This window comes from Bradyrhizobium zhengyangense (assembly GCF_022012435.1).
Taxonomy (GTDB): Bacteria; Pseudomonadota; Alphaproteobacteria; order Rhizobiales; family Xanthobacteraceae; genus Bradyrhizobium; species Bradyrhizobium zhengyangense.
This window is the reverse complement of record NZ_JAKLUA010000004.1, coordinates 232874-245978: the sequence shown is the minus strand read 5'-3', so window position 1 is coordinate 245978 and position 13105 is coordinate 232874. Positions and strand designations below refer to the sequence as shown.

Sequence of the window (13105 nt, the reverse complement as noted above, 5' to 3'; positions counted from 1 at the left end):
GATCATGCCCGACCTTCACTCTCACTATCGGGTCGTCGTGATCGGCGGCGGCCAGGCTGGCCTTGCGATGAGCGCACAACTCAAGGCGCGCGGCATCGAGCATGTCGTGCTCGAGAAAAACACCGTCGCACATTCCTGGAAGACCCAGCGGTGGGACGCGTTCTGCCTGGTGACGCCGAACTGGCAATGCAAGCTCCCGGGATTTCCTTATGCCGGTAGTGATCCGCATGGCTTCATGCTGCGCGACGAGATCGTCACTTACATCGAGGATTTCGCCAGGCACATCGGTGCGCCGGTTCGCGAGGGCGTCGCTGTCACACGCCTCAGGCAATCCGGTCGCGGCTTCATGCTCGAGACCGACGCAGGCGAGATCGCTGCTGACAGCGTCGTGCTGGCCGTCAGCGGATACCACGTTCCCAAGGTGCTGCCGTTTGCCGACCGGCTTGATCCGTCGATCATGCAGATCCACTCGTCCGCCTACCGCAATCCGGATCAGCTGCCGCCGGGCGAGATCCTGGTGGTGGGAAGCGGGCAATCGGGCTGCCAGATCGCGGAGGATCTGCACCTGGCTGGCCGCAAGGTACATCTCGCCGTCGGCAGCGCGCCACGTTGCCCGCGCTTCTATCGCGGCCGCGACGCCGTCGACTGGCTCGACGATCTCGGCCAGTATGACCTGCCCGTGGACAAGCATTCTCTGAAAGAGGGGGTCCGCAAGAACGCCAACCACTACCTGACCGGACGGGACGGCGGCCGCGACATCGACCTGCGCAAGTTCGCACTCGAGGGCATGAAGCTCTACGGTCGCCTCAAGGACGGTCGTGGGACGCGCCTGCAGCTTGGCGATGATCTCCAGGTCAATCTCGACAATGCCGACCGGGTCTACAACGGCATCTGCCGAATGATCGACGAGCACATTGCAAGAAATAGAATTGCGGCGCCCGTGACGCCCCACTACGAGCCCGTGTGGTCCCCCGATGCGGTGCCCACAGAGCTCGATCTCGCGGCAAGCGGCGTCACTGGCATCATCTGGACGACCGGCTTTCGGTCCGACTGGTCCTGGATCGACCTGCCGATGTTCGATGGCACCGGCTACCCAACCCACAAGCGGGGCGTGACCTCGGTCGACGGCGCCTATGTGGTCGGCCTGCCGTGGCTCTACACCTGGGGCTCGGGCCGGTTCGTCGGCATCGGGCGTGACGCGGAGTTTGTTGCGAACCACATCGACGAGCGATCGAGCGCATCGCATTCCGGCACGTATCAGGCAGGCCCACGCGAGCAATATGCAGCGAGAGCAGCCGTGTAGCTTCCTCTCCCTACACAGCCGCCCGCGTGTTGAGATAGATCGAATACAGCGAGGTCTGTCCGCAGATATAGAGCCGGTTGCGGCGCGGGCCGCCGAAGCAGACATTGGCGACGATCTCGCCGATCGGGACCGTGCCGATATGAGCCCCGTCAGGTGCGTAGCAGAACACGCTGCGGCCCGCCGAGGTCCAGATGTTGCCATGGATGTCGACGCGGAAACCGTCATAGAGCCCGTCTGGACATGTCGCGAACAGTGAGGCGTCGCCGACAGTCTGTCCTTTGACCTCATAGGACCAGATCGTCGGCGGCAGTCCGCGCACATGCGTCGCGCCGGTGTCGGCGACGTACAGCCGCGTCTCGTCCGGCGAGAAGGCCAGCCCGTTCGGCTGCACCCGGTCGGATACGACGCGCGTGATGGCACCGGAGCTGCCGTCGATCCGGTAGACGTTGGAGGCGCCGATCTCGGACGGGCTCTGCTGTCCCTCATAGTCGCTGTCAATGCCGTAGGTCGGGTCGGAGAACCAGATCGAATGGTCTGACTTGACCACGACGTCATTGGGCGAATTCAGCCGGCGGCCCTCGAACTTGTCAGCGAGCACGGTGATCGAGCCGTCATGCTCGGTCCGGGTGACGCGCCGCATGAAATGCTCGCAACTGACCAGCCGCCCCTGGCGATCGGTGGTGTTGCCGTTGGAATTGAAGCTCGGCGAACGGAATACCGACACCGATCCGTCGGTCTCGTCGAAGCGCATCATCCGGTTATTCGGGATGTCGGACCAGATGAGGTAGCGCCCGGCGGGAAAATAGGCGGGACCTTCGGCCCAGCGGCAACCGCTGGTGAGCTTTTCGAGATTGACATGGCCGATGACCAGCCGATCGAAGCGAGGATCGTGGGTGACATAGGGGAGCATGCGTCCTCCTTGATGAGCCGCAGATTCTTGAGGGGGCCTGCGTGCGGTCGTTACTTTGATCGACCTTGCCGAATTTGCAAGATGGTTCGCTGCAAGGAGCAAAAACGAAATGCCCGGGAAGGCCCGGGCATCGCGCATGTGATCTGGCGTTGGGCCTGTTACTGCGACAGCTTCACGAAGTTCGGAAACTTCAGCTTGCCTTCCGCGATCTTCTCCGGCCAGACCACGACCTGCTTCTCATCCTGCCACTGGAAGACCAGGCCGGTCACGAAGCCGGCGCCCGACTTGATGCCGTGGGTGAACTCGTCATCCTTGCCGTAGAACTGAATCTTGCCGATCGTGCCTTCGTAGTCGGTCTTCTCCAGTTCAGTAACCATCTTGTCCGGGTCGGTCGATCCCGCGCGCTTGATCGCATCGGTGATCATATAGACCTCGTCATAGGCGGTGTAGCCGGTATAGGCCGGCGGCGCGCCGAACTTGGCCTTGAACGCGGCCGCGAACGGCTTTGTCTTCGAGGTCACGGCGACATCGGGCGTCGCGACAGCGAGCGATGGCACGCCGTCGGCGGCGCCGTTGGTGTCCTTCCAGAAGGTCGGACTCAGCGCCTGCGCACTGATGCCGAACATCGGCACCGGCACCTGCTGGTTCTTCCACTGCACCGTCGGCTGCACGCCGACATGGGAGATGCCGGTGACGATGACATCAGGCTTCTTGGCCTCGATGTTGTTGAAGATCGGCGTGAAGTCGGTGGTATCAGGCGAGAAGCGCACATGCTCGACGACCTTGAGGCCTGCCTTGGGCAGGCAGGCTTCGTAGCCGACGTCGAGTGGCTTGGTCCAGGCGGCGTCCTCGCTCATGATCGCGACGGTCTTCATGTGCATCTTGTCGACCAGCAGGTCCTTGGCGGCGTCGCAGACGAGTTGGGCCTGGGCGGCCGAGGTCAGATAGCCGTGGAAGGTGTACTTGTTCTTCTCGTAGTCGTTGTGGATCGCCTTGGTGATCTCGTTCGAGGCGGCGCCGGGCGTGATCAGCGGCATCTTCAGCCGCGCGGCCCAGGGCTCCAGCGCCAGCACGACCTCGGAGATGTAGCTCGCGATCACGGCCGAGACCTTGTCCTCGCTCACCGCGCGCTGGAATGCGCGCACGGAATCGGCCGAGGAGCTCTTGTTGTCATAGGTGACGATCTCGATCTTGCGGCCGAGAATGCCGCCCTTGGCATTGATCTCGTCGGCGGCGATCTGCGCGCCGCCGGGCGTTGCCGCGCCTGCGATCGACTGCACCTCGGCGATGACGCCGATCTTGATCGGGTCGTTCGACTGCGCGTAGGCGGGAGCTGCGAGGCAGAGCGCCAACGCGGAGCTGACGAGGGCGGAAGCCAAAACCGTCGATGATCGCATGGTCGTTTCCCTTTCGTTTTTTGTTGGTACGCGAACTCAAAGAAAATCGGCGCCGGCCTCAGCGGCGAAGCGGCCGGGATCGCCCTCCCAGACGATTCTGGCGTGCTCCAGCACATAGACGCGGTCGGCATGGGGCAGAGCGAAGGTCACGTTCTGCTCGCCGAGCAGCACGGTGATCGAGGTGGTCTGCCGCAGCTTCTCCAGTGCCTTGGACAGCAGCTCGAGGATGACGGGCGCCAAGCCCAGCGTCGGTTCGTCCAGAATCAGGATTTGCGGCTGCATCATCAGCGCGCGACCGATCGCCAGCATCTGCTGCTCGCCGCCCGAGAGCGTCTGTGCCATCTGGCCCTGGCGCTCCTTCAGGATCGGGAATAGCTCGAACAGCCACGCAAGCTGCGCGGCGCGCTTATCGTCGGTCAGATGCTGGCCGCCGAGATCGAGGTTTTCTCGCACGGTCATCTCGCCGAACAGCTCGCGCGACTCCGGGCACTGGACGAGGCCGCTGCGGGCGATCTTCGCCGGGCTCGTGCCGCGCAGCTTCTCGCCGTTGCGAATGATCTCGCCGGTGTAGGGCAGGAAGCCGGAGATGGTGTTGAACAGCGTGGTCTTGCCGGCGCCGTTGAGGCCGACGATGGAGACGAATTCGCCTTCGTGGATGTGGATCGAGACGTTCTCCAGTGCCTGCGCCTTGCCGTAATGCACGCTGACATTCTCGACCTGGAGCAGCGGCACCTTGTCCTTGAAGCTGGTTTCAGGTCGCGCATGGGTCTCGATGGCGCCGCCGAGATAGACCCGCCGCACGGTCTCGTTCTTCATGACGTCGTCGGCGTTGCCGGTGACGATCTCCTCGCCGAGATACATCGCCAGCACTCGGTCGACCAGCGCCGCGACGCTCTTGACGTTGTGATCGACCAGCATCACCGCGCGACCCTCGTCGCGGAAGCTGCGGATCAGGTCGGAGAACACGTCGACCTCGGCGCGGGTCAGGCCCGCGAAAGGTTCGTCGACCAGCACGACCTTGGGATCACGCGCGATCGCCTTGGCGAGCTCGAGCCGACGCAAATCGGCAAAGGGCAGCGTCGGCGGGCGGCGGTTCATCACGGAGCCCAGGCCGACGCGGTCGGCGATCCATTTGGCGCGCTCGACCAGCGCCTTGTCCGGAAACAGCATGAACAGGCTGTCCGGCAGCAGCGCCACCATGATGTTCTCCAGCACCGTCTGCCGGTTCAGCGGCCGCGAGTGCTGGAACACCATGCCGAAGCCTTTGCGCGCGATCTTGTGCGCAGGCAGGCCCGCGACATTCTCGCCTTCGAACACGACGTCGCCCGCGGTCGGGCGCTCGATGCCCATCACGCTCTTCATCGCGGTGGATTTGCCCGAGCCGTTTGGCCCGATCAGGCCAAAGATCTCGCCGCTGTTGACCTCGAAGCCGAGGTTCTTCACCGCGGTCAACCCGCCAAAGCGTTTGGTGAGGCCGCGGACTTCGAGCACGGGCCGGTTGGAAAGCCTCTGATCCATTACGAGCGAGCCTCGCGCGAGAGGGCCGCCCCTAAGAAGCCGCCGGGGAAGAACAGGACGACGAGCAGGGCGACCGCCGAGACGATGAAGGTCGCGAGCTCGCCGGTCGGACGCAGGAATTCGCCGGCGACGATCAGGAAGATTGCGCCCAGCGCTGCGCCCAGCACGGTGCGGCGGCCGCCGAGCACGGCTGAGACGATCACGTTGACGCCGACCGCGACATCGACGACGGTGCCGACCGAGGCGGTGCCGAAATAGAACACCAGCAGCGCGCCTGACAGCCCCGAGAAGAACGCGCTGACGATGAAGGCGGCAAGCTTGTGCTTGACGATGTTGAAGCCGAGCGCGCCTGCTTGCACCGGATCCTGGCCGCTGGCCTGCAACACGAGGCCCACGGGCGATTGCGACAGGCCGTAGAGGATCGCCGCCGAGATCGTCATGAAGCCGAGCGCGATCCAGTAATTGGCGCCGGCATCGATTGTGATGACGTCGGGGATGGTGAGGCCGATCTCGCCGCCGGTGAGGTCCGCGAACACCACGATGAAGTTTTGCAGCATCAACACCGCGACCAGCGTGGTCAGGCCGAAATACGGCCCGCGCACGCGCAGCGCGGGCAGCGCCAGCACGAGCCCTGCGACGACGGAAGCGAGCGCGCCCAGCACGATGCAGAGGTAGACCGACCAGCCGAATTGCGCATTCAAAATTCCGGCGGTGTAGGCGCCGACGCCGATCAGGAAGGTCGGGCCGAAATTGACCTCGCCGGCGAAGCCGAACAGCAGATCCCAGGCCATCGCGAACACACCGAAATAGAAAGCGACGGTAAGCAGCCCGAGCACATAGCCGGAGACATAAAGCGGCAGCGTCGCCGCGATGATCACGAGCGCCAGCGAGACGAAGAACAGGCGCGAGGTAAAGAAACCGGCCATCTCAGCGCCTCCCCAGAAGGCCCTGGGGCCGGATGTACATCACGAAGACGAGCAGCAAGAGCGCTGGAATGGTGCGATAGGCCGGCGAGACCAGATAGGCCGTGAGCGTTTCGAGATAACCGACAACGAAGGCCGCGATCAGCGAGCCGGAGACGCTGCCGAGGCCGCCGAGCACCACGATCGAGAACGCGCTCGCGGTCAGCGGCCCCACGCTGTAGGAGCTGACGCCGAGGAACATGCCGAGCAGCACGCCGGCGATGCCGGCCAGGATGCCGTAGATCGCCCAGACCACGATGTAGATGTTGGTGAGCTCGAGCCCGAGCAGCGTCACGCCGCGCGGGTTCATCGAGGCCGCCAGCACCGCCTTGCCGGTGCGGGTGCGATTCACCAAGAGCCACAGCAGTCCGATGACGAGGCAGCACACGATCGCCGTGAAGATCTCGTTCTTGGGCGTGCGGACGCCCAGGATCTCGACCACGCCTTCGACGATCGGCAGCACGGTCTTGGCGTTATTGGTGAAGAAATAGGCGATCAGCTCCTGGATCATGATGCCCCAGAGCAGCGTTCCCGTGAGGACGAAGATCTCCTTCTCCTCATTCGGGATGCGCCGGGAATCCTGGATCGGCTTCACGACGGCGAAGTAAGTGAGGAAGGCGGTGAGGAGGGCGACGCCGACGCCGATCAGCGCGCCGGCATAAGTGCCGACACCCAGAATGCTCGCGGCGGCCCAGGCCGCCACGGCGGCGGCCACCATGATGGCGCCGTGGGAGAGGTTGAGCACGCCGGAGACGCCGAAGATCAGTGTGAAGCCGGTGGCGCCGAGAGCGTAGAGAGCGCTGATGGCAAAGCCATCGATCAGAATCTGGAAAGCTCGCATTGATGATTGGCAATCCGCTCTATGAGCTGGCAGTCAGGCTGCCGCTTTGAGGAAAGGTGCAGCGCCGCAAGTGGAAGCTCCCGGGAGATGGTCCCGGGAGCAATTCCGATCAGTTGCTGAGCTTGATGAAGCTCGGGAACTTGATGTCGATCTTGGCGACTTCCTTGGGCCAGACCGCGCTCTGCTTGCCGTCCTGCCATTGCAACATCAGCCCGGTGATCAGGCCCTTGCCGTACTTGATCGAGTGCGTGAACGGATCGTCCTTGCCGTAGAACTGGACTCGGCCGATCGTGCCTTCCCAGTCGGTCTTCTCCAGCGCATCGACCAGCTTGTCGGCGTCGGTCGAGCCGGCGCGCTTCACGGCGTCGGCGATGTAGTAGACCTCGTCATAGGCGGTGTAGCCGGCATAGGACGGGTAGTTGCCGAACTTCTTCCTGAAGTTTTCCGCGAACGGCACCGACTTCGGCGTCACCGCGACGCCGGGCCCGGAGACGCCCTGATAGAGCACGCCTTCGGCGGCCTGGTTGGTGTCCTTGCCGAAGGTCTCGTTGGTGGCCTGCGATGAGATGCCGAACATCGGGATCGGCACCTGCTGGTTCTTCCACTGCACCGTCGGCTGCACGCCGACATGGGAGATGCCGGTGATGATCACGTCGGGCTTGGCGCCCTCGATCTTGTTGAAGATCGGGGTGAAGTCGGTGGTGTCAGGCGAGAAGCGGATATGGTCGAGCACCTTCAGCCCGATCTTGGGCAGGCATTCCTCGTAGCCGACATCGAGCGGCTTGGTCCAGGCGGCATCCTCGCTCATGATGACCGCGGTCTTCATGTGCATCTTGTCGACGAGCAGGTCCTTGGCGCCGTCGCAGACCGAGAGTGCCAATGCCGCGGAGGTCAAATAGCCGTGGAAAGTGTACTTGTTCTTCTCGTAATCGGCGTGGACGCTTTTGCTGATCTCATTGGAGGCAGCTCCCGGCGTCACGAACGGCGTCTTCAGCCGCGACGCCCAGGGCTCGAGCGCCAGCACCACTTCGCTGATGTAGCTGGCGATGACGATATTGACCTTGTCCTCGTTCACCGCGCGCTGGAAGGCACGCACTGAGTCTGCCGAGGAGGAGTGATTGTCGTAGCCGATGATTTCGATCTTGCGGCCGTCGACGCCGCCGGCGGCGTTGATCTCGTCGGCGGCGAGCTGCGCCGCCTGCGGGATCGAAGCGCCGGCAATCGCCTGCGCTTCCGCGATGACGCCGATCTTGATCGGATCGGCTGCAAAGGCCGCACCTGAGGCTGCTAACACCACGCCCGCCGCGGCCGCACCAAACGCACTTCGCAATGCACCAGAGAGTGCTTTATTCATTTTGTTCTCTCCCTTGAACCAAGCTTCTTTGAGCTATTGGGCCCGGACTATAACGGCGAGAGAATCCTCGGCAAGTGAAACTGTATTCAGGAGTGTACGATGGGGACTAAAGTCTAGCTGCGTAAATATCGGGCAGGACGGAGCGTTATTCCGCACGCAGGCATGCAGATTTCGCCGACGGGCATGCGCCTGTATCGCGGCGCGCAAGCGTGTCAGCGCAATCGCCGCCGCGGCAGATCGAGCGGCTAGAGGCGGGCCGGATCGAATGGCGCGAGGTCGACGTTGCGCGTTGCGCCTTCGACGATCAACTCCGCCAGCGCTTCGCCGGTCGCTGGGGCGTTGAGAATACCCCAGACACTATGTCCTGTCGCAACATAGAGCCGTTCATCCTGCGGTACGCGGCCAATCAGCGGCAAGCCGTCCTCCGTCACCGGACGATAACACGCCTGTTTCGCGATGATCTTCTCCGGTCGGAACAGCGGCGATAGTCGGCCCGATATTTCTTCCACCCATTTCATGCTGTTGGGCTCCGGCCTCACGTCGATCGGGTCAGTGGGAAAGGCTCCTGTGTCGGGGCAAGCGGTCACATAGGTGCTGCCATCCGGTCGAGGGAACACCTCGACAGAGGTGGTTTCGCCGTAGATCTTCGTCTCGAGAAACAAGGCGTCTGCCGACACATGCGTGCCCGTGTCGTACACGATGCTCGGGCTGCGTTGAGCATAGAGAGCAGGCAAGCTCATCCAGTTCGCGGCGAGCAGCGACCATGGTCCCATCGCGATCACGACGGCATCCGCCTCGATAATGCTATCGTCAACCTCGACGCCCTTCGCGCGCGCCCCATCCCCATCGCGCACGATGCCCGTGAAGCGGGTGCGGCGAAGCTCGGCACCTTGCACGATCGCCGCGTTCATCATCGCCGACGTGAACTTTTGCGGATGAACGATCGCGGTCGTCTCGGTCGTCCCGATGCGTTGCGCGATGACGACGCCATCGCTCAGCCAATCGAGTGCGGACGGCGTATTTCGGCGCGGATCGTTGTCGTCGGCAACAAAGCCGCTGTAGGCCGTCATCGGGCGATGGCCCCAATCGCCGGCAATCTCCTCAGGCAACTGCGCGTGAAGTGCAAAGCTGCGTCGCGCCAGCGCGTCGAGCGGCGTGCCTGCGCACCAGTCGCGCGCCAGAAAGCCACCGGCCTTTCCCGATGCGGCGGCCGCCACCTCGGTCCGTTCGACGACGATGACATCGACGCCATGGCGGCTCAGGAAGTAAGCAGTACAGGCCCCGATCACGCCGCCGCCGCAGATCACAACGCGCATGGCTTGTTCCCTGATCCGCGCCTACGTTTGCGAAGACAACCTAGCTCGAATACCCGCGTTCCAGCGCGTGACGCTGCTGATAGCGGTCCAGCGCCAGATGGACGAGGCGTGTCAGCAGCTCGCCATACGGCACGCCCGAGGCCTCCATCATTTTCGGATACATGCTGATCGAGGTGAAGCCGGGCAGGGTGTTGATCTCGTTGAAGCAGAATTCGCCGGTTTGCCGGTCGAGGAAGAAATCGACGCGCGCGAGGTCGCTGCATTCGAGCGCCGCGAACACCTGCACCGCCAGCGCACGCACGCGCGCCATCTGGGCTGCATCGAGCCTCGCCGGAAGATCGAGGCGTGCGCCGTCAGGATCGAGATATTTGGCTTCGTAGGAATAGAACTCGTGCTGGGCGTTGGGATTGAGCTCGCTGGCAACGCTTGCAAACGGCGTCTCGCCCTCGAGCACGGCGACCTCGATCTCGCGGGCGTCGATGCCCTGTTCGACCAGCACCTTGAGATCGTAGCGAAATGCGTCATCGAGCGCGGGCCCGAGCGCATCGGCAGTCTTGACCTTGTGGATGCCGACGCTGGAGCCCATGTTGCACGGCTTGACGAACACCGGGAGCGTCAGGCCCTGGATCGCCCTGGCGAGAGACGCAGCGCGATCGGCGACGAAAGCCTTGCGAGTGAGCACGCGATAGGGCGCGACCGGCACGCCGGCGAATTGCGCCAGCCGCTTGGCGACATCCTTGTCCATGCTGACGGCGGAGGCGAGAACGCCCGATCCGACATAGGCAATATCGGCCAGCTCCAGCAGGCCCTGCACGGTGCCGTCCTCGCACAGCGGGCCGTGCATGACCGGAAACACGACGTCGATCTCGATCGGGCCGCCTGTGCCCTCGACAACAGGCATGAGAACGCCGCGTCCGTCAGTGCCTCTGGCGAGCCGCATCTCGGGCGCATCGGACAGGATCGGCAGCGAGGCCTGCGCCGGGTCGATCGCCGAAAGATCGTTCCATTGCCACCGGCCGGTCTTGTCGATGGAAACAGGGATCACCTCGAAGCGCGCATGGTCGAGATGCCGGAGCACGGAGGCGGCCGATTTCAGCGAGACCTCGTGTTCACCGGACCTGCCGCCATAGAGAACAACGACGCGAATTTTGTCTGTCATGGCTCAATTATCACGCGCTTTGCCCGGAAGTCACAATAATTCGGCGCGGTATGGAGCAGGCTCGCGGCCAGGAACAGGCGCTTGCGCGGGCTTCTAGCACGCGGATGCGGCCGGCCCCGCTTGCGGGTACGGCGATCAGACCGTCATGCCGCCATTGCGACCGAGGAATCCGCGGTGCAAGCGCGGCGTGCTCCGCCGCGCAGGCGACAATGCGCGCTCTCCTCGTCGCAATCCGGCGGTCGGCGGCACCTGCGTCGTGTTTCAAAATGTTTCACGTGGGCGTCACAACCCCTCGATACGTTCATCGAGGCAATTTGGAGCCACGGGCGGGCTTCTTCTCATTTTCGTAAACCGGACTCGGCGCGGGGCAACTCAACGCTGCCTTCTGCGGTGAGCCCTCTTTTGTCCAAAGCAACTCTCGGGAGTGACGATGACGATGACGAGGCGAGGTGAGGGGAAGTTGAGGGCCATCTGCGGCAAGCTGCGCGCGACGGCCTTTCTTGTGCTTGCAGCCTGCTTTGCGATCTGTTCGATTGTTAGCGCGCGCGCCGACAATGATGACCGCGACAGGGGAGGCGAGAGCCGGGCTTACGCCATCGGGCTCTGGGGCGATTTGCCGTATTCCGACCTCCAGGCGCAGGTCGGCGTGCCGAACCTGATCGCCGACATGAACGCGCAGAGGCTGGCTTTCACGGTCCATGACGGCGACTTGAAGGCTGGCAACGGGACGCCTGGATCGGTGACGCCGACCACATGCAGCGATGCGCTGTACCAACAGGCGCTCGGCTATTTCAACGCGCTGAATTCAGCCGCGATGTTCACGACCGGCGACAACGACTGGACCGACTGCGATCGCGCATCGAATGGGTCGTTCTCCTCGCGCGAAAGGCTCGACTACGAGCGGAAGATCTTCTTCAGCACCGATCTCTCACTTGGCCAGCGGCCCATCAAGCAACAGGTCCAGCACGACAAGCTGTGCCTCGACCACAACAACCAGTTGACCGGTTGCGTCGAAAACCGTCGCTGGATCATGAAGGGTGTGGTTTACGCGACGCTCAACATTCAGGGGTCGTGCAACAACCGTTGCGATACGCTACCCGACGACGCCGAATGGGCCGCGCGCAACAACGCCAACATTTTCTGGATGCAGCAGACATTCGATGTTGCGAGAACATACCGTGCCGCGGCTGTCATGTTCATCTCGCAGGCCGATCCGGGTTGGGACCAGTCGGACGGAACCCGCGCTCCGTTGCGTGACCCGAAGACGCTCGCGGAAACCGATGCCAATCCCGACGGTTTCCAGGCCTTTCTCGTCGCGCTGCGCGATGAAGTTGTCGCCTTCGGCAGGCCCGTCGCTTACGTTCATGGCGACTCCCACTATTTCCGGGTCGATCGGCCATTTCTCGATGCCAAGGGGCGACGGCTCGAAAACTTCGTCCGCGTTGAGACGTTCGGTGACAATCAGGCGAACGGTAACAACGACGTGCACTGGCTGAAGGTATTCGTGGACGACCGCAGCCGCGAAGTGTTCGCATTCCAACCGCAGATCGTGCCGGCCAATCGGACCGCCGTGCCCGCGCCTCCGAAGCGTGGCGACGATTGACAAGCGGTGCCGAGCCTTGCTGCTCGGCGAAAGAAACAGGCGGTGTAGGCGCTGATCGCGCCACCGCCAGAGATGGTATGCCGTCGCGAGACTCGGCTCGTGGCTAGCGATCGCCTTTGCCTTTGCTTGTGGGCAATGGACAGTTGCTGCAGCACTGGTCGTCACACATCCGGCAGATCGTAAAGCGATCCATCTCGGATGTGTCCTGCCTCGCCAGCAAGTCATGTATCAGCGTTCCCAGGCGTTTGGTTTCAGCCGGCGACAGCACGTCCAAAAGCGATGCAACGGCTGAAATCCGTGACGCCAACAGCTCCTTCCTGCTTGCAGCGCCCTTCGTCGTCAAATGCAGGGCGACTTCGCGACCGTCCTTGCCCGGCCGGCGTTCGACAAGCCCATCGGTGACCAGCCGGTCGACGAGCCGGACCGTACCGGAATGTGACAAGTCAAGGATCCGCCTGAGCTTGTCGTTCGTCATGCCCCGGCCGTAGCCGATGACGATCAACGCCGCTGGCGTCTCGCCACCCCGGCCCACCACGTCGCGCGCGCCCTGCTCGATGCGATCCATGACGGCGAGCGACAGTGCACCCAGCAAATTCGCGATTCCTGTGTCCATGCGGAGGAGAATAGTGCGGAGCGCACAAAAAACAACTTGACCAAATATGTGCGCTACGCACATATTATTTGGATGATGATCCCTGCAGTCATTGGCGCTGTATGTGATCACCCGCGCTTCTGAGTTGGT

Annotated in this window: 11 protein-coding genes; 2 read left to right on the top strand and 9 right to left on the bottom strand. The window is 63.1% G+C overall.

The window, feature by feature from the left end; translation table 11 throughout:
• The first annotated feature begins 4 nt into the window (after nt 1-4).
• The gene (locus tag L6637_RS15465; protein WP_237871183.1) at nt 5-1303 is read left to right on the top strand and encodes an MSMEG_0569 family flavin-dependent oxidoreductase; all 1299 of its coding nucleotides are present in this window, start codon (nt 5-7) and stop codon (nt 1301-1303) included.
• A gap of 10 nt (nt 1304-1313) precedes the next feature.
• Here the strand turns inward: L6637_RS15465 and L6637_RS15460 are convergent, their stop codons facing one another.
• The 8 genes from L6637_RS15460 to L6637_RS15425 all read right to left on the bottom strand — a co-directional run bounded on the left by L6637_RS15460 (nt 1314) and on the right by L6637_RS15425 (nt 10760).
• Nucleotides 1314-2213 (bottom strand): SMP-30/gluconolactonase/LRE family protein, encoded by a 900-nt coding sequence (locus tag L6637_RS15460; RefSeq protein WP_237871182.1) that lies wholly within the window; start codon nt 2211-2213, stop codon nt 1314-1316.
• Between the two features lie 158 nt (nt 2214-2371).
• Entirely contained in the window at nt 2372-3610 is a 1239-nt protein-coding gene (locus tag L6637_RS15455) for an ABC transporter substrate-binding protein (protein WP_237866919.1), read from the bottom strand.
• Between the two features lie 36 nt (nt 3611-3646).
• A complete protein-coding gene (locus L6637_RS15450; RefSeq protein ID WP_237871180.1) occupies nt 3647-5128 on the bottom strand; it encodes an ATP-binding cassette domain-containing protein in 1482 nt (493 codons plus the stop codon).
• Nucleotides 5128-6054, bottom strand: coding sequence for a branched-chain amino acid ABC transporter permease (locus L6637_RS15445; RefSeq protein WP_237871178.1), 927 nt, complete (start codon nt 6052-6054; stop codon nt 5128-5130). The genes L6637_RS15450 and L6637_RS15445 overlap by 1 nt, the downstream gene beginning before the upstream one ends.
• A 1-nt stretch (nt 6055) precedes the next feature.
• Complete coding sequence (locus L6637_RS15440) at nt 6056-6931, bottom strand: branched-chain amino acid ABC transporter permease (RefSeq protein WP_237866913.1); 876 nt, start codon at nt 6929-6931, stop codon at nt 6056-6058.
• Between the two features lie 109 nt (nt 6932-7040).
• Nucleotides 7041-8285 carry an ABC transporter substrate-binding protein gene (locus L6637_RS15435; RefSeq protein ID WP_237866911.1) on the bottom strand — a complete coding sequence of 415 codons (1245 nt, stop codon included), beginning with the start codon at nt 8283-8285 and terminating at the stop codon, nt 7041-7043.
• A gap of 245 nt (nt 8286-8530) precedes the next feature.
• Nucleotides 8531-9601, bottom strand: a complete 1071-nt coding sequence (locus L6637_RS15430) for an NAD(P)/FAD-dependent oxidoreductase (protein ID WP_237866910.1) — start codon at nt 9599-9601, stop codon at nt 8531-8533.
• Nucleotides 9602-9641: 40 nt separating this feature from the next.
• Nucleotides 9642-10760, bottom strand: a complete 1119-nt coding sequence (locus L6637_RS15425; RefSeq protein WP_237871176.1) for a D-alanine--D-alanine ligase family protein — start codon at nt 10758-10760, stop codon at nt 9642-9644.
• Between the two features lie 430 nt (nt 10761-11190).
• On the opposite strand from L6637_RS15425, the gene L6637_RS15420 reads away from it, so the two are divergent.
• Nucleotides 11191-12363 carry a hypothetical protein gene (locus tag L6637_RS15420; protein ID WP_237871174.1) on the top strand — a complete coding sequence of 391 codons (1173 nt, stop codon included), beginning with the start codon at nt 11191-11193 and terminating at the stop codon, nt 12361-12363.
• Between the two features lie 103 nt (nt 12364-12466).
• On the opposite strand, the gene L6637_RS15415 is transcribed toward L6637_RS15420, so the two are convergent.
• The gene (locus L6637_RS15415; RefSeq protein WP_237871172.1) at nt 12467-12955 is read right to left on the bottom strand and encodes a MarR family winged helix-turn-helix transcriptional regulator; all 489 of its coding nucleotides are present in this window, start codon (nt 12953-12955) and stop codon (nt 12467-12469) included.
• Between the last annotated feature and the right edge of the window lie 150 nt (nt 12956-13105).

Coding starts and splice junctions, on each gene's coding strand:
- L6637_RS15465 (WP_237871183.1), top strand. CDS start 5: ATGCCCGACCTTCACTCTCACTATCGGGTCGTCGTGATCGGCGGCGGC.
- L6637_RS15460 (WP_237871182.1), bottom strand. CDS start 2,213: ATGCTCCCCTATGTCACCCACGATCCTCGCTTCGATCGGCTGGTCATC.
- L6637_RS15455 (WP_237866919.1), bottom strand. CDS start 3,610: ATGCGATCATCGACGGTTTTGGCTTCCGCCCTCGTCAGCTCCGCGTTG.
- L6637_RS15450 (WP_237871180.1), bottom strand. CDS start 5,128: ATGGATCAGAGGCTTTCCAACCGGCCCGTGCTCGAAGTCCGCGGCCTC.
- L6637_RS15445 (WP_237871178.1), bottom strand. CDS start 6,054: ATGGCCGGTTTCTTTACCTCGCGCCTGTTCTTCGTCTCGCTGGCGCTC.
- L6637_RS15440 (WP_237866913.1), bottom strand. CDS start 6,931: ATGCGAGCTTTCCAGATTCTGATCGATGGCTTTGCCATCAGCGCTCTC.
- L6637_RS15435 (WP_237866911.1), bottom strand. CDS start 8,285: ATGAATAAAGCACTCTCTGGTGCATTGCGAAGTGCGTTTGGTGCGGCC.
- L6637_RS15430 (WP_237866910.1), bottom strand. CDS start 9,601: ATGCGCGTTGTGATCTGCGGCGGCGGCGTGATCGGGGCCTGTACTGCT.
- L6637_RS15425 (WP_237871176.1), bottom strand. CDS start 10,760: ATGACAGACAAAATTCGCGTCGTTGTTCTCTATGGCGGCAGGTCCGGT.
- L6637_RS15420 (WP_237871174.1), top strand. CDS start 11,191: ATGACGATGACGAGGCGAGGTGAGGGGAAGTTGAGGGCCATCTGCGGC.